Source organism: Chryseolinea soli (assembly GCF_003589925.1).
Lineage (GTDB): Bacteria > Bacteroidota > Bacteroidia > Cytophagales > Cyclobacteriaceae > Chryseolinea > Chryseolinea soli.
The window spans coordinates 1880264-1900739 of sequence record NZ_CP032382.1 but is presented as its reverse complement, the minus strand read 5'-3'; the positions used below and the strand labels follow the sequence as shown (position 1 = coordinate 1900739).

Annotated in this window: 17 protein-coding genes and 1 tRNA gene; 7 read left to right on the top strand and 11 right to left on the bottom strand. The window is 51.3% G+C overall.

Annotated features, from left to right (window positions below):
* The first annotated feature begins 65 nt into the window (after nt 1-65).
* A complete protein-coding gene (locus D4L85_RS08195) occupies nt 66-764 on the top strand; it encodes a zinc metallopeptidase (RefSeq protein ID WP_119753866.1) in 699 nt (232 codons plus the stop codon).
* Nucleotides 765-858: 94 nt separating this feature from the next.
* Nucleotides 859-1995 (top strand): acyl-CoA dehydrogenase, encoded by a 1137-nt coding sequence (locus D4L85_RS08190; protein WP_119753865.1) that lies wholly within the window; start codon nt 859-861, stop codon nt 1993-1995.
* A 99-nt stretch (nt 1996-2094) separates the two neighbouring features.
* On the opposite strand, the gene D4L85_RS34375 is transcribed toward D4L85_RS08190, so the two are convergent.
* The 3 genes from D4L85_RS34375 to D4L85_RS08175 all read right to left on the bottom strand — a co-directional run bounded on the left by D4L85_RS34375 (nt 2095) and on the right by D4L85_RS08175 (nt 4462).
* Complete coding sequence (locus tag D4L85_RS34375) at nt 2095-2586, bottom strand: hypothetical protein (RefSeq protein WP_160143604.1); 492 nt, start codon at nt 2584-2586, stop codon at nt 2095-2097.
* A gap of 112 nt (nt 2587-2698) precedes the next feature.
* Complete coding sequence (locus D4L85_RS08180) at nt 2699-3862, bottom strand: AIR synthase related protein (RefSeq protein ID WP_119758703.1); 1164 nt, start codon at nt 3860-3862, stop codon at nt 2699-2701.
* Nucleotides 3863-3931: 69 nt separating this feature from the next.
* Entirely contained in the window at nt 3932-4462 is a 531-nt protein-coding gene (locus D4L85_RS08175; protein WP_119753863.1) for an RNA methyltransferase, read from the bottom strand.
* A 125-nt stretch (nt 4463-4587) separates the two neighbouring features.
* On the opposite strand from D4L85_RS08175, the gene mutS reads away from it, so the two are divergent.
* Nucleotides 4588-7197, top strand: coding sequence for a DNA mismatch repair protein MutS (gene mutS, locus D4L85_RS08170; protein ID WP_228450811.1), 2610 nt, complete (start codon nt 4588-4590; stop codon nt 7195-7197).
* 1 nt (nt 7198) lies between these two features.
* On the opposite strand, the gene D4L85_RS08165 is transcribed toward mutS, so the two are convergent.
* Together D4L85_RS08165 and D4L85_RS08160 are read right to left on the bottom strand one after the other, a co-directional pair.
* Complete coding sequence (locus D4L85_RS08165; RefSeq protein WP_119753862.1) at nt 7199-8449, bottom strand: DEAD/DEAH box helicase; 1251 nt, start codon at nt 8447-8449, stop codon at nt 7199-7201.
* Between the two features lie 145 nt (nt 8450-8594).
* Nucleotides 8595-9533: an acyl-CoA desaturase gene (locus tag D4L85_RS08160; protein WP_119753861.1), complete on the bottom strand. Its 939-nt coding sequence runs from the start codon at nt 9531-9533 to the stop codon at nt 8595-8597.
* Between the two features lie 212 nt (nt 9534-9745).
* On the opposite strand from D4L85_RS08160, the gene D4L85_RS08155 reads away from it, so the two are divergent.
* Together D4L85_RS08155 and D4L85_RS08150 are read left to right on the top strand one after the other, a co-directional pair.
* Nucleotides 9746-10366 (top strand): sigma-70 family RNA polymerase sigma factor, encoded by a 621-nt coding sequence (locus tag D4L85_RS08155; RefSeq protein ID WP_119753860.1) that lies wholly within the window; start codon nt 9746-9748, stop codon nt 10364-10366.
* A 109-nt stretch (nt 10367-10475) separates the two neighbouring features.
* A complete protein-coding gene (locus tag D4L85_RS08150; protein ID WP_119753859.1) occupies nt 10476-11258 on the top strand; it encodes an acyl-CoA desaturase in 783 nt (260 codons plus the stop codon).
* Between the two features lie 509 nt (nt 11259-11767).
* On the opposite strand, the gene D4L85_RS08140 is transcribed toward D4L85_RS08150, so the two are convergent.
* The 4 genes from D4L85_RS08140 to D4L85_RS08125 are packed head-to-tail and all read right to left on the bottom strand — an operon-like array spanning nt 11768 to nt 16460.
* Nucleotides 11768-13765, bottom strand: a complete 1998-nt coding sequence (locus tag D4L85_RS08140) for a CHU_0125 family OmpA-like outer membrane integrity protein (protein WP_119753857.1) — start codon at nt 13763-13765, stop codon at nt 11768-11770.
* Between the two features lie 42 nt (nt 13766-13807).
* Nucleotides 13808-14311: a hypothetical protein gene (locus D4L85_RS08135; RefSeq protein WP_119753856.1), complete on the bottom strand. Its 504-nt coding sequence runs from the start codon at nt 14309-14311 to the stop codon at nt 13808-13810.
* A gap of 13 nt (nt 14312-14324) precedes the next feature.
* Nucleotides 14325-15125, bottom strand: coding sequence for a (Fe-S)-binding protein (locus D4L85_RS08130; protein ID WP_119753855.1), 801 nt, complete (start codon nt 15123-15125; stop codon nt 14325-14327).
* Nucleotides 15126-15137: 12 nt separating this feature from the next.
* A complete protein-coding gene (locus tag D4L85_RS08125; protein WP_119753854.1) occupies nt 15138-16460 on the bottom strand; it encodes a 4Fe-4S dicluster domain-containing protein in 1323 nt (440 codons plus the stop codon).
* A 105-nt stretch (nt 16461-16565) separates the two neighbouring features.
* On the opposite strand from D4L85_RS08125, the gene D4L85_RS08120 reads away from it, so the two are divergent.
* Both D4L85_RS08120 and D4L85_RS08115 read left to right on the top strand, forming a co-directional pair.
* A tRNA-Phe gene (locus D4L85_RS08120) sits at nt 16566-16638 on the top strand.
* Between the two features lie 119 nt (nt 16639-16757).
* Nucleotides 16758-18137: a sensor histidine kinase gene (locus D4L85_RS08115; protein WP_119753853.1), complete on the top strand. Its 1380-nt coding sequence runs from the start codon at nt 16758-16760 to the stop codon at nt 18135-18137.
* A 3-nt stretch (nt 18138-18140) separates the two neighbouring features.
* Here the strand turns inward: D4L85_RS08115 and D4L85_RS08110 are convergent, their stop codons facing one another.
* Together D4L85_RS08110 and scpB are read right to left on the bottom strand one after the other, a co-directional pair.
* The gene (locus D4L85_RS08110) at nt 18141-19844 is read right to left on the bottom strand and encodes a pseudouridine synthase (protein ID WP_119753852.1); all 1704 of its coding nucleotides are present in this window, start codon (nt 19842-19844) and stop codon (nt 18141-18143) included.
* Nucleotides 19831-20436 (bottom strand): SMC-Scp complex subunit ScpB, encoded by a 606-nt coding sequence (gene scpB / locus D4L85_RS08105; RefSeq protein ID WP_119753851.1) that lies wholly within the window; start codon nt 20434-20436, stop codon nt 19831-19833. Before scpB ends, D4L85_RS08110 begins: the two co-directional genes overlap by 14 nt.
* Between the last annotated feature and the right edge of the window lie 40 nt (nt 20437-20476).

The following is a 20476-nucleotide window of genomic DNA, read 5'->3' as shown; positions in this document are numbered from 1 at the left end:
TGTCATAATATTCGAGTTTGGCGCAAAGCTTGATATATTTGGAGCAACTAAAAAACTATAGATAAATGGGAGCTTTAATAATCGGTCTTTTCTTTATGGCCATCGGTTGGATGGTGAGCAGCCGGCTGAAAAGTAAATTCCGCGAATATTCTCAAATCCATCTCACCCGCGACCTGACGGGCGCCGATGTGGCCCGCCTCATGCTGGCCGACAACGGTATTACCGACGTGCAGGTGGTTAGCGTTCAAGGCGAGTTGTCGGATCACTATAACCCGGCTACCAAAACGGTCAACCTGAGCGAAGCCGTTTACCATGGTAGGAATGCCGCCGCAACCGCAGTGGCAGCCCACGAGTGCGGTCACGCCGTGCAACACGCGAAAGCGTATGGCATGCTGCAACTTCGCTCGGCCCTGGTGCCGATCCAGAATGTGAGCGCACAGGTGATCAACGTCATCTTCATGCTGATGATCTTCGGCTCGTATGCTTTCCGTGGCATTATGCCTTGGAGCACGGCACTGCTGGTGATCATTGCCTGTTACGGCGTTTTCGCTTTGTTTGCACTCGTCACCTTGCCCGTAGAATTCGACGCCAGCAAGCGTGCGTTGGCTTGGGTACAAGCCCGTGGCATTGTGAACAACCAGGAATATGACATGGCCAAGGACGCCTTGAAATGGGCCGCCATGACCTACGTGGTTGCCGCCATCGGTGCGTTGACGACGCTGTTCTATTACGTGATGTTATTCCTCGGCTCGCGCGACCGGTAACCCCGTCGCAACAGCACACGAAACGATATTTTATTCTTACAGGCCTGAGTAAACCTCAGGCCTTTTTTGTTTCTTACGGCCAACCTAAATGCATATGAATTTTCAATTGACCGAAGAGCATTTTGCCGTACAGCAAGCCGCCCGCGACTTTGCTCAAAATGAATTGTTACCCGGCGTGATCGAACGCGATACACATCAGAAATTCCCGGTAGAGCAAATAAAAAAAATGGGTGAACTGGGATTTTTGGGCATGATGGTAGACCCCAAATACAATGGTGGCGGCATGGATTCCATTTCCTATGTGCTGGCCATGGAAGAGATCTCGAAAGTGGATGCATCGGCATCGGTGTGCATGTCGGTGAACAATTCGCTGGTGTGCTGGGGGCTGGAGAAATATGGCAGCGAGGAACAAAAAGAGAAATACCTGAAGAAGCTTGCCGTCCAGGGCATCGGAGCGTTTTGTCTTTCCGAACCCGAAGCCGGATCCGATGCAACCAGTCAGCGCACGACCGCCGAAGATAAGGGCGACTATTACTTGCTGAACGGAACGAAGAACTGGATCACCAATGGCAGTACCGCCAGCGTATACGTTGTGATCGCCCAGACCGACGCGGCAAAAAAACACAAAGGCATCAACGCCCTCATCGTCGAAAAGGGCATGCCCGGTTTTGTCGTCGGTAAAAAGGAAGACAAAATGGGTATCCGCGGGTCGGATACGCACTCACTTATGTTCACCGATGTGAAGGTGCCCAAGGCAAACCGCATTGGCGACGACGGGTTTGGATTCAGCTTTGCCATGACCACCCTGAACGGCGGCCGCATCGGCATTGCTTCGCAAGCATTGGGCATTGCCGCGGGTGCCTATGAATTGGCTGTAAAATATTCGAAAGAGCGAAAGGCCTTTGGCAAGACCCTTTCCGAACATCAGGCCATCCAGTTCAAGCTGGCCGACATGGCCACCAAGATCGATGCTGCACGACTGCTGGTGCACCAGGCTGCGTGGCTCAAGGATCAAAAGAAAGACTTTGTTAAAGCCGCGGCGATGGCCAAATTGTTTGCCTCGCAAATCGCACAGGAAGTGACCACGGAAGCGGTTCAGATCCACGGTGGTTATGGCTATGTAAAAGAATATCACGTGGAACGCCTCATGCGCGACGCCAAGATCACACAGATCTATGAAGGCACTACGGAAATACAAAAGATGGTGATCTCGCGCGAATTGCTTCGTTAGAAGATCTGCGAATATCATCTTTCAAACAACAAAAAGGCTGCCCCTTTCGGAGCAGCCTTTCGCATTCAATCCACTTAACCTAAACCAAAACCATATCTTCTAGTACGACCATCCGCGATCCAGGTATTGCGGGAAGTCGTCATTGTAATAGCCCACATTCTCACAGGCCAACCCCGCACGATTCACATATCGCATCCCCACCGGAACGGTAGTCGTTATGACCCAATTGCGACCGGAAAAAGAAATGTAAGCGTTGCGCGTATAGTCATAGTAAACATTATAGTCGCGATAGTACACGTAACGAGGAGCCTGTTGTCTGTACACCACTACCCGTTGGGGTGGCAGGCGACGATAGCTGGGTTCATAGGCATGGTATGCTGAACCACGATGATCGTAATAGCTAGCGTGTCTACCGTTATCATGGTGGCCATCATGCCGGTCGTTGTCGTGATTTCCGTTGTGTTGGTTGCCCGATTGATGCTGGTCATGACCTCTACCACGTCCACGCGATTGTGCACCTGATTCTAAATTCAAACCGATAAAAAACGCTGCCGTCAGGAGGAGGGCAAGTTTTGCTGCTTTCGTTTTCATACTGCACTTGGTTTATTTTTCGAAGGAACCAGTCCTTTGACCAGAGAAAGACAAATGCAGTGCCAGAAATTATTCAGGAGGAAAAAGCGGGTAGAAAGGGCGTTAATGAGGGTTAATACACAAATTCCCCGAAAGGGCTGCGCACCGTAACCTGCTTTTGCGAAGCGGCCTCCACCCGGCCAATGACTTTAGCCTCTACGTTGAAGCTGCGCGAAATATCGATCACCTGCTGCGCGTGTTGTTGCGGTAAATACAGTTCCATGCGGTGACCCATATTGAAGACCTTGTACATTTCCTTGTAGGCCGTGCCGCTTTCTTCATGGATAATTCTGAAAAGCGGAGGCACATCGAAGAGATTATCTTTTATCACATGCAAAGCATCGATGAAGTGCAATACTTTAGTTTGTGCTCCCCCACTGCAATGCACCATGCCGTGCACTTGAGAGCGAAGATGTTTTAAAACCTCAATGATGATGGGCGCATAGGTGCGTGTGGGTGACAGGACGAGCTTGCCTACATTCACCGGCGCATCTTTGACCGTGTCGGTAACTTTATAACGGCCGGTGTACACGAGATCGGGAGGCACGGTTTTGTCATAGGATTCGGGATATGCAGCAGCATAGTCTTTATGAAAGACATCATGACGGGCCGAGGTGAGCCCGTTACTTCCCATACCCCCGTTGTAAGCATCTTCATAGGAAGCCTGACCGTACGAGCACAAGCCAACGATCACATCACCCGCGGCAATGCGGCTGTTGTCGATGACGGCGCCGCGTTTCATGCGGCTCACCACCGTGCTGTCCACGACGATGGTGCGCACCAGGTCACCTAGGTCGGCTGTTTCGCCACCGGTGCTGGTGATGCCCAACCCATGTTGGCGCAGCATCTCCAACACTTCTTCCGTGCCGTTGATGATGGCGGAGATCACTTCGCCGGGAATAAAATTTTTATTGCGGCCGATGGTGGACGACAGCAAAATATTTTCCGTGGCGCCCACACAAAGCAGATCATCGATGTTCATGATGATGGCATCCTGCGCAATGCCTTTCCAGACGGAGAGGTCGCCGGTTTCCTTCCAATACAAATACGCCAAAGAGGATTTGGTGCCCGCGCCGTCGGCGTGCATCACGGTGCAGAACGTGTCGTCGTTGCCCAGGTAGTCGGGAACGATCTTGCAGAACGCTTTTGGGAACAGGCCTTTGTCGAGCTTGCTGATGGCCTGGTGAACATCTTCTTTAGAGGCGGAAACACCGCGTTGGGTATAGCGATCGGACACGTTCTTTTCGGTTACGAAGTGAAGGGCAAAGTTGCGAAATAATTTCAAAAGGGCTGGGGCCAGCGGGGGTCAGCCATTCAGTTTTTTATAGAGGTCCCACACCACGATGCCCAGGCAAACCGAGACATTCAACGAGTGTTTCGTGCCGGCTTGCGGGATTTCCAGGGCCAGGTCGGCTTCGGCCACGGCTTCTTCGGATACGCCGTTCACTTCGTTACCAAAGACGAGGCAATATTTTTGGTTTGAATTGGGCTGGAAGGTGTGCAGCGGAATGCTGGCCGTGGTTTGCTCCACGATGATGACGGTATACCCCTCCGTCTTCAGTTTTTTGAGGAGTTCGGCGGTATGTTCCACGTGCTCCCAGGCCACGGATTCGGTGGCCCCCAGAGCCGTCTTTTGGATTTCGCGATGGGGCGGGGTGCCGGTAATGCCGGTCAGGTAGATCTTTTCAATCCGGAAAGCGTCGGCGGTGCGGAAGGCGGAGCCCACGTTGTGGAGGCTGCGGAGATTGTCCAGCACGAGGCAAACGGGAATTTTCTGCGATTCCTTGAACTCGTCCACCGACATTCGTCCCAACTCGTCCAGCGATAGTTTTTTCATGGCGCGAAATTAACACCCGACCTTCAGACCCCCTACGTCGGATAAGAAGAAAAACCGCCATTAAAACCTGAAACTCACGCGTCAAAAATTCCAAATTATGACTTCAGCCTTATAAATTGCGCCTTATGGCCACAACCACAAGTCCCGTAGAAACCCCGTTGATGAAGCAATACAACGCCATAAAGGCGAAACACCCCGGTGCGCTTTTGCTGTTCAGGGTGGGCGACTTCTATGAGACCTTTGGTCAGGATGCCGTGGCCGCCAGCAAAGTGTTGGACATCGTGCTCACCAAACGCGGTAACGGCTCGGCCTCTGAAACCGAACTGGCTGGGTTCCCCCATCACTCCCTCGACACGTATCTGCCCAAGCTGGTGCGAGCGGGTCATCGCGTGGCCATCTGCGACCAATTGGAGGACCCACGTTCGGTGAAGGGCATCGTGAAGCGCGGCGTTACCGAGTTGGTCACACCGGGGCTCTCATTCAACGATAATGTGCTGGACCGGAAACAAAACAACTTCCTGGCCTCCCTCTTCAAGACCAAAGACAGTTGTGGCGTTGCTTTCCTCGATGTTTCCACCGGCGAGTTTTATGCTGCACAGGGAAGTGAGAATTATGTGCTGAAACTCATCCAGGGATTTGCTCCTTCGGAGATCATCTACAGCAAATCGTCCAAAGCACATTTCGAAAATCTTTTCCGCGACGAATACAGTGTCTATGCTCTGGACGAATGGGTATACGCATTTGATTTTGCGTATGAAAAACTGACCCATCAATTCAAGACCACTTCCATAAAAGGTTTTGGCATCGAAGGCATGGGCGAAGCCGTGATCGCCGCCGGCGCCATTCTCCACTACCTCGAAGACACCGAACACAAAGACACGTCGCACATTTCTTCGATCTCGCGCATCGACGAAGACAAGTTTGTATGGCTGGACAAATTCACCATTCGAAATCTGGAGATCGTGCACGCCCAACAGGAAGGCGGCGTTCCCCTGATCGACATACTCGATCGCACCCTCACCCCCATGGGCTCGCGCCAGTTGAGGAAGTGGATGATCCTTCCCCTAAAAGAAAAAGCCGCCATCGACGAGCGCCTTGCCGTGGTGGAAAAATTTTTCAACGACACCACCCTGGCCGATGGCTTGACCGAACCGCTCAAACAGATCTTTGACCTGGAGCGCCTCATCTCCAAGGTGGCCGTGAATCGCATCAACCCGCGCGAGATGCTGCAGCTCAAGCGCTCACTCCGCTGTATTCAGCCCGTCAAACAGGCCTTGGAAAAACAAGAATCTCCCGTGTTAAAAAAACTGGGCGACCAACTTGATCCTTGCGAAATTCTGCTCGATAAAATTGAACGCGAACTGCGCGAAGATGCGCCCTTGAACATTCACCAGGGCGGCCTCATCAAGGAGGGCATCGATGCGGAATTGGATGAGTTGCAAAAGATCGCTTTCTCGGGGAAAGATTATCTGCTTCAAATTCAGAAGCGGGAAGTGGAACGAACCGGCATCAACTCGCTGAAGATCTCCTACAACAAAGTGTTTGGCTATTACCTAGAGGTGAGCAACGCCAACAAAGACAAAGTTCCCAACGACTGGATCCGCAAACAAACCCTGGTGAATGCCGAGCGCTACATCACCGAGGAGTTGAAGGTATACGAAGAAAAGATCCTGCATGCGGAAGACAAACTCGGCGTGATCGAGCAACGCATCTTCACCGCCCTGATCCAAAGCGCGATGGATTTTATCCCGAAAATTCAACAAGATGCGCGTGTACTGGCGCAGTTGGATTGCCTGTTGTCCTTTGCGCTCACCGCAAAGGCAAACCGCTACGTGAAACCGGAGATCAACGAATCGCTCGTGCTCAACATCACGGCAGGAAGACACCCGGTTATTGAAAAACAACTGCCAGTGGGAGAGTCCTACGTGCCCAACGATATTTTATTGGACAGCGACAAAGAACAATTGCTCATCATCACGGGTCCCAACATGGCCGGTAAGTCGGCCTTGCTAAGACAAACCGCGCTCATCGTGTTGATGGCTCAGATGGGAAGCTTCGTGCCCGCCCAGGCGGCGGAAGTAGGCATTGTCGACAAAGTGTTTACCCGCGTGGGTGCCTCCGACAATCTTTCGCGAGGCGAGTCCACATTCATGGTGGAGATGACCGAAACGGCCAGCATCCTGAACAACCTCAGCGATCGAAGCCTCATTCTCATGGACGAGATCGGCCGCGGCACGAGCACCTACGACGGCGTGTCCATTGCATGGGCCATCGTGGAATATCTGCACAACCACAAAGATTGCAGACCGAAGACCTTGTTCGCCACGCACTATCACGAGTTGAACCAACTGGCAGAGGATCTGGTGCGCGTGAGAAACTTCAACGTGTCGGTGAAGGAAGTTGGCGACCGCATCATCTTTATGCGCAAGCTGAAAGAAGGCGGCAGCGAACACAGCTTTGGGATTCACGTGGCGCAATTGGCCGGCATGCCCAACAAAGTGGTGTTGCGCGCCAATGAGATCCTTCATTTTTTGGAGAAGGATAAACACAAGAATGAACAGCGGAAAAAGATCCAGGAAATGCCAAAGCCCACACCACAGATGAGCTTGTTCGCCTCCGATCCGCGGTTCACCGAAATCCAGGAATTGCTGGGAAAAGTAGACATCAATACGGTAAGTCCCGTTGAGGCTTTGCTAAAGCTCAACGAGGTGATCACCGTGCTGAATAAAAAGTAGATTATTTTTTCCGCGGCGGGCCCTTGCGGAAATTTCTTCTCTTCTTGAAACCACTACCGCCATCTCGTCCGCCGCCATCTCGCCCGTTGCCGTTGCGCTTTGCGCGTGGCTCGTAAGCCGGGCCGGCACCGATAGATTCGGGCAATGGTAATTTGGGAATGGTGTCGCCAATGAGGTTTTCGATGCTATAGAATTTGCCCTGATCTCTCTCGTTGATAAAAGTAATGGCCGTACCCGTCGTCTCAGCACGGGCCGTGCGACCCACGCGGTGTACATAATCTTCCGGATCGGGCGGCACATCATAGTTGATCACCATGCTGATGCCCTCCACATCAATCCCTCTCGACAAAACATCCGTACCGATCAGCATGTTGATCTGCTTGTTCTTGAACGCTCGCAAAATTTGTTCACGCTCGGTTTGATCAAGGTCGGAGTGAAAAGCCCGTGCGGGGAGTCCCGCCCGTTGGAAAGCGATGTCCAGTTTCTTCACAGTCTCCTTCGTGGAGGCAAAAAGAATGACACTGTTCCACGTATTGCTCTTTAGCACATGCTTGATCAAGGCTGCCTTTTGTGCGTCGTATACGACGTAGGCCTGCTGCAGAATGCCCGCTGCCGGTTTGGCAATGGCGATGTTTATTTCTTTGGGTTGATTGAGGATCTTGGTGGCCAGCGTCCGGATCTTCGGCGGCATGGTGGCCGAGAACAAAATGGTTTGCCGGTCTTTAGGAAGATAGTTGATGATCTTCACGATGTCGTCAAAGAAACCCATGTCCAGCATGCGGTCGGCCTCATCCAAGACCAGGTGCTCCAAATGATCGAGCACAATTTTTCCTGTTGCCAGCAAGGCGATGAGCCGGCCGGGCGTAGCAATGATGATGTCGGCTCCTTGCTCCAGGGCCCGGCGTTGCTGGTCCCAGGTAGCGCCGTCGCCACCACCGTAAACAGAGATGGAGCTCACACCGATAAAATAGCCAAAGCCTTCAATCTGCTGGTCGATCTGTTGCGCCAGCTCGCGCGTTGGAGCGATGACCAGCGTGTTGAGGTGCCGTGTTTCTGCGTGGATGATATTGTTCAAGATGGGCAGCAAGTAAGCTGCCGTTTTCCCCGTGCCGGTTTGGGCACAGGCGATAAGGTCGTGTCCTTCGAGAATGCTGGGAATGGCCTGCTCTTGAATAGGCGTCGGGTTGTTGAAACCCATGGAGGACAATCCCTCCAACAGCTTCTCGTCAAATTTAAAATCCTGGAAAGTCAATTGAGATGTTTTTACGATATGAAAATTTATTTTTTTAAGAATACGAGGAATGACTCCAATCGGTATTCTGACTACGCGTCGGTCTGCGGTTTAGTACACGGTATAAGTATTAAAAAAGCACGGCCTGATTTTTCAGGCCGTGCCCTTATGCTGCATTGATCTTTTCCGCCTCATAGGCTTTCCGTAGTGCAGCAGCTTCCTGCTTGTTCTTGGAAAGTTTGATATGCTTCGGAACTTCCTTCAAATCCCAGATCAACCCCACGGCGGCAAAGCCCCGTAGGATGTAATAGGTGATGTCTATCTCCCACCAAAAAAATCCCTGGCGGGCGGCTGTTTCATAATAATGGTGATTGTTGTGCCAGCCTTCACCCATGGTGAGCAACGCCAGCCATACGCTGTTGCGCGACTCGTCGTTCGATTCGTAGCGCTGCGTTCCAAACTTGTGCATGACCGAGTTGATCGAGAACGTGGCATGGTACAGGATGACGGTGCTCAGGAAGAAACCGACAAACAGCGAAGAGAACCCGGCCGTGGTGAACATGGCCAGGATGCTTCCGCCATTCACAATGCCTCCGAGAGCCATCACCACCAACGCGAGGATGGTGGGCGGCACGAGGTAGTGCTTGTTGAGCCAAACCAGCTCGGGATATTTAGCGTAGTCGCCAATCACCTTGTAGTCGGTTTCCTTAAAGTCGGGTCCCACGATCCAGCCGATATGCGAATACCAGAAGCCATAGATCTTCATCGAGTGCGGATCGGCCGGCGTGTCGCTGTGGCGATGGTGGTGGCGGTGATGGGCTGCCCACCAGAGCGCGCCCTTCTGCGCCGTGGTCTGCGACATGAATGCGATCACGAATTGAAACCAACGGGAAGTTTTATAGGATTTGTGGGCGAAATAGCGGTGGTATCCACCGGTGACCCAGAACATGCGGGCAAAATAAAGGACAGCACAAACGATCCAATCGAATTTGGTAGCGCCCGTATACAGGGCTCCGAGGGGAAGCAAATGCATCGCTGCAAAAGCAATCTCCTGCACGATAATGGGTTTGCTCCGGACTTCGGGTTTTACGGTTGATTCTGTCATATCGCTTGTAACCAAAAAAGGCGAAAACTAGTGCGCTAAAAAATCAAATGATCCTTACACGCCGCAAAGGTAATGTTTTTCGGCGGTATGGTTCGCCCAAGTGTGTTAATCTTGCGGGGCAAACAACTGTATGGTAACGAATTATCCCGTCGAAAAGCACTAAATGCATGGTGTGTTATCCCCCATATCGTCGTATCTTTACTACCATTTTTATGAGTCGAGACCAAGCCATAACACTCTACCAACCGATGTTGCATGCCATTGCCTACAACATTGTACGCTGCAAGGCCGATGCGGAAGATATTGTGCAGGAAACCTTCCTGAAATGGCTGAGTTTGGGCCCCAAGAAAGTGGAGGATACCCGGGCCTATCTCATCCGCGCCGTGCGCAACAACTGCCTCAATCATATCAACACCCTGCGGCACAAAAAGGAAGAGTTGCTAAACCAGCACACCATCGCCGAAATCATAGGACGCTTCAAGGAAACCAGCTTTGCCCACCTTGATCTGGATGCCGAACTGGCCAAGGCCATGAAAATCCTGCACGCCAAATTGGAGCCGCTGGAACGGGCTGTTTACTTATTGAAGGAGGTATTCGACTTCGACTATGAAGCCCTCCAGGACACTTTCGACAAGAAAAAAGATCACTGCCGCCAACTCTTTTGCCGGGCCAAGAAAAAGCTAAGCGAGGAAACGGCTAAACTGAACTTCGATCTTCCCGATAAATCCACCTTGTTAGAGACTTTTCGCAAGGCTTGTGATTTTGGAAATGCCGCGGAGCTCGTCCAGGAGCTCAAAAAGGACGTTTCTGACGCCGCCTCAAAAAAATCCTAATAATTTTCTTCAAATCTGTCACAAAACGGATTCGACTTTGTCTAGCAGTAAAAGCCCCCGTGGTTTTGCGGACTTTTGTAAAAAACTTTTAAACCTATAAAACATTTTCATGACCGTCATTTTGATCTTCTTTATAGCGCACTGGTATCTGTCCCTGTTCTTTCAAACATTTTTCCTGCACCGCTACGCCGCCCACAAAGCCTTTACCATGAGCCCGTTTGCCGAAAAGGTAACGTTTGTGCTCACGTGGATCTTCCAGGGAGCCAACTACCTTAGCGCCTACGGCTATGGAGTGATGCACCGGATGCACCACGCCTTTGCCGACACCGAAGACGACCCGCACTCCCCCAAATACGACGAGACCATCTGGAACATGATGTGGAAAACAAAGACCATCTATTCCGACATCGCTAACCGCAAGCTGGTTCCCGAGAAACGTTTCACCGAAGGCGTGCCCACTTGGGAAGCGTTCGACAAATTTGCGCGCTCATGGCCATCCAGAATTTTCTGGGCTGCTATCTATATCAGCGTATATGCAGTGTATGCCAACCATTGGTGGCTGTGGCTCCTGTTGCCCATCCAATTCCTGATGAGCCCTGTTCATGGTGCCATCATCAACTGGTTTGCACACAAATACGGCTACAGAAACTTTGAAGTAGGCGACACCTCACGCAACTTCCTCCCGGTAGATTTCCTGATGATGGGCGAAAGCTATCACAACAATCACCACAAGAACGGCTCACGTGCAAACTTCGGCGGCATCCGCTGGCACGAGATCGACCCGACCTACATTGTGATCAAACTATTGCACAAAGTCGGCGCCATCCAGATCGTTCGCTACAAAGAGATCAAGATGGAAAATATGAAGAAGTCGGAGAAGAAGGCGGCGTAAGCGCTTTCTCCACTAGCATAAAATGAAAAGAGACTGCCTTGTGGCGGTCTCTTTTTGTTTGCATAGTAATGGAATTACTAGTGACTGTCGGGAATGTCACCCCATCCAAAGGGCTACTTTTTGTCCTAGCGCGTACGATACGGGCAGACTTCTCAGGAAGTAATAATAGAATAAGGAATATAATCTCGATGCACATGGATCAAGAGACTAAAGATTATGTATACCGGTATTTCGCTCACCGTTTTTTGACAGACGATGAGAAAAAAATCATTAGCTATCAATTTGTTGGATTCGAAACGGTAAAGCGAGATGCTTTAGAACGGATTATGACGGAGCACAAGAATGAGATATTCTTCAATCGATGTGCGAAGTGCAATAGGTTGGCGAGAACACCTTACGCAAGCCAATGCCGTTATTGTGGGTATGCTTGGCATAATCAGACTCCGTTAAAAACGTAGCAAGCCCCAAGAAAACTTAGGTCAACCTTTTTGCCTGGCTTTCACCAGGCCCTAATTGCCATCGGTTTTAAAGTACTTGTCCTCGTCGAAGGAGTCGTCGGTTTCGAGCGTTTTTGGAACAGCTCTTATTTCCAGGATCTTGAATTCGGTTCTCCGGTTCTTTTGGCGGCCTACTGGATTGTCCGTGCCATCGGGGTTGGTGTTGCGGGCAATGGGTTTGGATTCACCATAACCCCTCGCCACGAGACGGTCGGGGGCAATGCCATGTTGAATGATATACGTGACGGCCGAATTTGCGCGGCGTTGCGAGAGATCTAGGTTGTAGGATTCGATATCCACACTGTCGGTGTGCGAACCCAATTCGATCTTGATCTCCGGGTTGTCGATCAGCAACTGTACAAGCTTATCCAATTCCACAGCGGCGTCCGGGCGAATTTCGGCTCGGTCGAAATTGTAGTAGATGTTGTCGAGTACGAAGGATCTGCCGGTTTCAGTTTTATCCAGCACCAGGGTTGTATCGAAGGTGATAGTGGTCAGCAATTCTTTTAAGGACAAAGGATCTACCGATCGGCCACGGGTTGTATAGGTCTGACGTTTCATGAGGTATCCATCGGTGGTGCCGGTCAGTGTATAGTCTTCGTTTTCGTATACCCGGAACAAGAATTTGCCGTCGTTACCGGTCACAAAGTCCTGCATCACTTCACCCTTGCCGTCGAGGACCGTTACTTTTGTGTTGGGCAGTATTTGAACCTTCTCCTCTTTGTCCTTGCCATAGGTAATACCCTGCAAATAGTAGTTCACCACTTTCAGGTTGGGATCTTCATTGACGAACGTATAGATATCGTCATCGCCTTTGCCGCCTTCGCGGTTGGACGTCATGAAACCACGGTCGGGTCGGAATAGGAACATGCCAAAATCATCACCCGTGCTGTTGATGGGCTGGCCAAGGTTTTCGATGGAATTTTTTCCATTCACCCGCTTCACCACAAAGATGTCGAGGCCACCATATCCCGGGTGTCCATCGGATGAAAAATAGAGTTTCATATCTTCCGCCATGTAGGGGAAGAGTTCGTTGCCAGGGGTGTTGATCTCGGGACCGAGGTTACGGGCCTTCGAAAAACGTCCACGCGAATCCATTTGGGCAGAATAAATATCGTCTCCTCCATAGCCACCTTTCCGGTTAGACGCAAAATAGAGGGTGCGTCCATCGGGACTAAACGCGGGTGACGAATCCCAGGCATTTGCAATATTGACGTTGATCATAACGGGTTCGGTCCACACGTTATTTCTGAAACGGGAGATGTACAAGTCCACGTCTTCCGCGCCCTTCCGTTTACCGTTGTTGCCCTTGGCGAAAACCATGGTCTTGCCATCGGGCGAGAAGGTGATGCAACCGTCGTTGATGCTTTCGGAGTTGATACCGGCCGGAAGCGGTGCAACGGTCGCGACATCCACATTGGCACCCCGGCTGGCTACTTTGTAGATATCGGTGAAGGGTGTACCCGTGGCCTCATAGATGCGATCCTTGCCGCGGGAGGAAGTAAAATACAATTCATTGTTCAGGAACACGGGCGAGTACTCGCTGGAAGGCGTGTTGATCAGCTCCAGGTTCTTGATCTTATAGTAATTTTTCTTGGTCTCCAGGTTTTCGATATACGCGATGCCATCCGCTCCTGCTTTTGCCCGGTCTTTCATTGCCGGGGTTTCCGCGTTGGCGGCGAGTTTGTTCATCACCTCTTTGGCCTCGGCATATTTGCCATTGGCTTTCAGCGCTTCAGCATAATAGTATTGTACGGTGTCTTTGTCGATTCCTTTGCCGCCGGCTTTTGCGTAATAGGCTTCAGACTCTTTGACGCGGTTGGAGAGACGATACGATTCGGCTAAGAAATAATTAGGCTTGCCTGCGTTGGGGTTCTTGGCCTGGATTTTTTTATAAATATCTATCGTGTTTTGGTACTTGCCTAGCTTAAACGCTTTTTGCGCTTTCTTCTCGGCGCTGCAGGCTACCAGAAAAATGGGGACGATCCATAGTAAAAATCTTAACCTCATAACAGTCTCTAAAATATGCAATAAAACTACAAAATATCCGGCTTAGCCCGATATGGTTTCTTTTGGTAAATAGCGTTTCAACCAGGTTGCCCCGGCTGGGGTGAGCCATTGTGCTGCCAGGTTGCCTTTTGTGTCTACCAGCGTGTTGAAGACGGGTGTCTTCGCGGTCCACAAACCTGCTTCATATTTACTTTTTAATTCAGCCATTGGGAGCGCCACCACCTCGTCGTTCAATTGAAAGGCTACCTGGGTGCGGTCGAAAAAGTCGGCATTCAATTCCTGGCCCAATGCTTTTAGCGTGCGCACCGAACCGTCGATGGAACAGCCACTCGCGGCGTTGTATCCTTCGTCGGCAGCCAGCATGACAAACCGGTTGTGAGCAATGTGGAAGGAAGCTTTCATGGGTTGACCGTGCACGGTCCATTGCTCTGTAAACGCGCGCAAGGCGTCGGAAAGTATATCGATTTCGCCGGCGCTTAATTTTTTATTGGATTGGTAGATCCACAAGCGGCTGTGGTCGGCCAGGGATTCGAAAGGTACAAACATGGCTACTTCGTTTTCAGGATAAACCTTGCGCCTCGGCAATAAGTTCGGCGAGATCCTTCACCTGAACATCGGCCTCGCGCTCTTTATTTTTGACTCCGTCGCTCATCATGGTCATGCAAAACGGACAGGCCACGGCAATCGTTGCGGCACCCGTCGACAGGGCTTCTTCTGTGCGTGCCACGTTGATGTCTTTGTTGCCTTTTTCGGGCTCCTTGAACATTTGCCCGCCGCCCGCACCACAGCAAAGGCCGGTCGTGCGGCAGCGTTTCATTTCCACCAGGTCGGCATCCAGCGCTTCCAACACGGCGCGGGGCGCTTCATAAACATTGTTGGCGCGGCCCAGGTAGCAGGAATCGTGATACGTGATCTTTCTTCCCTTGAACGAGCCGCCTTCCTTCAGCTTGATCTTCCCTTCGGAAATTAAATTTTGAAGAAAAGTGGAGTGATGGATGACCTCATAGGTCCCACCCAATTCCGGATATTCGTTCTTTATCGTGTTGAAGCAATGCGGACACGCGGTCACCACCTTTTTTATGCCATAGCCATTCAGCACCTGGATATTGTTCATGGCCTGCATCTGGAAAAGAAATTCGTTGCCCGCGCGGCGTGCCGGATCGCCCGTGCACGTCTCTTCCGTGCCCAACACAGCAAACTTGATGTTGACGGCATGCAGGATCTTTACAAAAGCCTTGGTCACGCGCTTGTAGCGGTCGTCGAAAGAGCCGGCGCATCCCACCCAGAAAAGTACTTCGGGCGATTCTCCTTTGGCCGCCAGCTCGGCCATGGTGGGTACGGAAAACGTTACGTCTGACATGCCTTGTTTTCTTTACTTGTTCTTTAGTTCATTGACCCAATTGAAGCGATCGGCCGGCGAAAATTTCCAGGGCGCAAAATTGGTCTCGATATTCTGGAACATGGAGTTCCACGAAGCGGGTGATCCCGATTCTTCCATGGCCACGTAGCGTTTTAACTCCAGGATAATTTCAAGGGGATTGATCATCACCGGGCAGGCCTCCACACAGGCATTGCAGCTGGTGCAGGCGTTGATCTCCTCTTTGGTGATGTAGTCATTCAATAACGTTTTGCCATCGCCTAGCCCGGCCCCGCCGGTGCTGAGGCTCTTGCCCACTTCTTCCATGCGGTCGCGGGTGTCCATCATGATCTTGCGGGGTGATAGTTTTTTGCCGGTAAGGTTGGCCGGGCATTCCGATGTACACCGTCCGCATTCTGTGCAGCTGTAGGCGGCCAGCAGATTATTCCAGGTCAGGTCGTTCACATCCTTTGCGCCGAAGCGTCCGGGTTCGGCCGGAGGTCCGGTGGTGGCCGCGGCGTCGGTAAGACCCAGCATCGATTTCACTTCGTTTGTCACCACGGGCATGTTGATGATCTGGCCCTTGGGTTCAAGGTTGGCGAAGTACGTGTTGGGGAATGCCAGGAAAATGTGAAGGTGCTTGGAGTAGGTGATGTAGATGGCAAACCCGAGGATCCCCAGGATGTGAAACCACCAGGCCACACGCTCGATGATCACCAGGGGCACAACATCCAGATGCTGGAAAAGCGGAATGAGGTTGGCGCTAAAGAATAATTTGCCGGTGGCGGCATAGTGCTCGGGCATTTTTGTTTGCAGCACCTGGTCGGTCGCATTCATGGTGAGAATGGCCGTCATCAAAACAATTTCGGTGATCAGGATGAGGTTGGCGTCCAAACGGGGCCATGCCGTCATTTCGGCCGACCAAAAGCGCCTCACGCGGATAACATTTCTCCGGATCAGCATGATGGCGCAGGCCACCAGAACCGCCACGGCCAGGAACTCAAAGAGATTCATCAGGAATGGGTAAAGAGCACCCAGATAAGGGGCAAAAATCCGGTGTGTACCGGCCATCCCATCGATGATAAATTCCAGGACCTCCAGGTTGATGATGAGGAAGCCGATGTAGATAAAAAAATGCAAAAAAGCGGGAATGAACCGCTTGAACATCTTCTTTTGGCCAAAAGCCACCAACAGCATGTTTCGCATCCGGTCGGCGCCACGATCCTTGATCTCCTTGGATTTTCCAAGCTTAATATTGGCCCAGATAAACAAAAAGCGTTTCCGGATAAAATAGCCAGCGGCCCCCAAAACGATGATAAATGCGATCTGCTGAATCATATTCCGATTTAAACTCTTAAATCTTAAAAGGAAAGCAGTACTTAATAAAACCTGATCCTTTTTTGGATGGAAACTAAAATTACATACTTTTGTGCCTCATTTTTAGGTGATGTAGCTCAGTTGGTAGAGCAAAGGACTGAAAATCCTTGTGTCGGGGGTTCAATTCCCTCCATCACCACGCAAAAGATAAGCCTCCCCCTCGGAGGCTTTTTCTTTTTTGCCCGCACACGTGTCATTTTTAGTAATTTAGCATAGAAACCGGTCTCCTTCCGTGGGGGCTTAATCAAAACGTACTGAATGGGTTCGCTTAACCTCTCCGAAGACCATACCCGTTTGCTCTACATCTATCTGGCCGAAGTGATTCTAGGCCTGATCTTTTACTTTATTTTCAGACATTTTGGCAAGCTGGCGCGTCGCCGGTTCCTTTTCACATGGGCCCTCAGTTGGATGGCATTCACCATCTACGTGGGCAGCTCGGGCGTGCTTTCGGTTTTCCTGGATCCCACCGGCTCGCTGCTCCGGAAGGCGGTCAGTGTGGTGGCACAGTTGTCGTGTTTTCTCCAGATCATCCTCATTTTGCGGGGCACCTACGAACTGGTCTATGAGCGCGCCTTCCCCCGCCGGAGATTCAATATGATTTTGGCTGCTTCTTCTATTCTGGCCTTCTTCTCCGTGGTGGCCTTTAGCCAGTCGGGACCGTTTTCTTATTATTTGTTGAGCTTCGGCAGTCGCGCCATCATCACGGGCATCGGCTTTCTCATGGCCGGCATGGTGGTGTGGACCAACAAGAAATTTTCGAAGGGATTTGGCCAGCAATTGCTGTCGGGTTCGCTGATCAGTTTCAGCGCCTACCAACTGTATTATTTTACCATCAAATTGTTCAATGTACTGGGCATAAAAGTAAACGCTCTCGATTTGTTTGGGGCCGTCGATTTATTGCTGATCTGTCTCATGGGCATGAGCATGGTGATGTGGTTCCTGGAAGACGAACGCGAAAATCTGAACCGCGAAAACAAAGAACTCGACAGCTTCCTGTCCAGCACCTCTCACGATCTGCGCACTCCCATCGCATCCATTCTCGGGCTCACCTATCTGGGAAAAATAGAACTCGAGGAAGAAAAGGCGCGCACCTTCATGAACATGATCGAAGAGCGCATCAAACGTCTCGACCTTGTCATGGGCGATATTCTCAGTTTGTCGCGTAGCAAAAAGATCGACCTGAAAGTGGAGGAGCTTGACCTCACCAAACTGCTGGACGACACCATCAACGACATCCGCTTTAACAAAGGCGCCTCTGCGATTTCCCTCGACTACAACAACGAAGACAGCCACCTGTTCAAGAGCGACTACAACCAGATGAAGATCATCCTGAACAACCTCATGGCCAACGCCGTGAAGTATCACAACCTGGACCAGCCCAATCCCTTTATCCGGGTAACGTTCAAGCGTGTCAAACAAGTGGTGGAGATTGCCGTGGAGGACAACGGCAGGGGTATTGCAAAAGAAAATATCTCGAAGATCTTCGACATGTTCTACCGCGCCTCATCCGACACGGAGGGCACCGGCCTGGGCCTGTACATCGTGCAGGAGGCCCTGCGCAAGATCAAAGGCATCGTGCTGGTCGACTCCGAGTTGGGAAAGGGAAGTACGTTTAGAATTGTGCTGGAGAACGCCTAGAGCCTATTTATAGTGCTTTAGGAGGATCAGTTCTTCCTTCGTCAGGAATCGCCATTCGCCGCGGCCGAGGTCCTTCTTGTTCAGCCCCGCATACACCGAGCGATCCAGTTTCACCACCTGATACTCCAACGATTCAAAGATGCGGCGCACCACGCGGTTCCAGCCGATGTGAATTTCGAGGCCCACGGTTTTGCGATCTTCCGAAACGATGGCGATATCATCTACCACGGCGCGGCCTTCTTCCAGCTTCACGCCTTCGAGAATGGTCTGCGCATCGCCTTTGGTGATGGGGCGGTCGAGCTCCACTTTGTAGATCTTCTTCACATTGTAGGACGGGTGCATGAGCTTGTCGGCCAGGTCACCGTCGTTGGTGAGCAACAAGAGACCGGTCGTGTTGCGGTCCAGGCGACCGACGGGATAGACGCGTTCTTTCACGTGGTTGCCGATGATGTGCATCACCGTGTTGCGTTCCTGCGGGTCGGAAGTGGTGGTGAGAAACCCTTTGGGTTTATTCATCAAAATGTAAACCGGTTTCTCCGCGCGCAGCACTTTGTTTTCGTGACGCACTTCGTCGCCGGGGTTTACTTTATAGCCCAGCTCGGTGACGGTCTTGCCATTCACCGAGATCAACCCCATGGTGATGAGTTCGTCGGCCTCACGGCGCGAGCAGACACCACTGTTCGCGATATATTTGTTGAGACGGATCTTTCCAGTTTGTGCCGGTGCCTCGGCTTCGTTGCCTTTGGAAGGGGCGGCGCTGGCGCTATCCGACGGCTTGCGGCGAACGATCTTGGCCTTGTCGAATTTCTCTACCGGTCTGTCACTACGGCTTTCCAGCGGCGCACTTCTTTCGGAAGGAGCGCTTCTTTCGCGTCGAACGGGCTTCTCGTTTTCGTCGTCTTTTTTCGGATAGGCTTTTTTGTAAGGCTTGCCAAAATTGCCGCTATCGAATTTTCTTGCAGAACGATCTTCAGCATCGTCGGCCTTTTTAAAAGGTCTTTCACCACGCGAAGTTCCCTTGTCGCGGAACGAAGGTTTGTCGCCGGCATCCGATCTTTTTTTGTAGGGTCTTTCCTCGCGAGGAGCAGAAGAACGTCTCCTGTCGTCAAAGGGCTTGTCGTCGCTGCTGGATTTTTTGTAAGGTCTTTCTTCGCGGGGTCCGGAGGAAGACGAACGTCTTCTATCACCGAAAGGCTTGTCTTCGCTGCTAAATTTCTTGTAGGGTCTCTCTTCGCGAGGACCTGTAGAGGACGAGCGTCTCCGATCGCCGAAAGGCTTGTCTTCGCCTCCTGCCTTTTTGAAAGGGCGCTCGCCGCGCGATGAAGCGGAGGTTCGTTTTCCGAAGGACGGCTTGTCGTCGCTATCGAATTTCTTATAAGGTCTTTTGGCACCGCCTTCGGCACCGAACGTTTTCTTTTTGAAAGCGGGTTTGTCGTCGCTATCGAATTTCTTGTAAGGTCTTTTGGCGCCGCTTTCGGCACCGAAAGTTTTCTTTTTGAAAGCGGGTTTGTCATCGCGGTCTTTGCCGAAGGGTTTCGCACTGCGTTTGGCAGCAAAAGAACCTCCATCGGAATCTTTCCGGAACGATTTTCCAGCGGGTTTCTTAAAGGGTTTGTCACCTGAACGGCCGGCGGATCTTCCCCCTGTGCTTTTGGATGAGGGGCCTTTGCGGCCGCGTGATGAACTTGAGGAATCAGATCTGGGCATCGGGTTCGGGGTCTGGGGTAGTTGTGGTTTCGGTCTCGGGATTTTCGCCAATCGTGTTTACTTCTGCCACGAAATCTTTCGGGATTGGCAATTCCGCGAGATCATTAATTCCAAAGTACTCCATGAACTTGGGCGTGGTGCCATACAACATCGGACGCCCAATAGTGTCAGCCTTACCGGTGATCTCGATCAAGCTCTTGTCGAGCAATTTTTGCACGGCATAGTCACAATTTACGCCGCGTATATTTTCAATTTCGGTTTTCGAGATGGGCTGTTTGTAGGCAATGATGGAAAGCGTTTCCATCGCCGACGTAGACAACCGCTTCTTCGATTGCTGTTTCAGCATAATGCCGATGCTGGCCTGATAGGCTGGCTTGGTCAGGAATTGATAGCCGCCAGACGATTTGAAGAGCTGAAAAGAAAATTCTTCGCCCTGAAATTTTTCGTCCAGTCGCTGAATGGCGCCCTGAATGTCTTCTTCCGGAACGTCTGCATTGAACATTTCGGAAAGACACGCCTTGATGTCAGCCGTTTTGATGGGCGTGGGCGTGCAAAAGATGAGGGCCTCGATATGATTTTGTAAAAAGTCCACGGGTAATCAGCGTTGATAAAGATACGGTAAAAATTCCGGG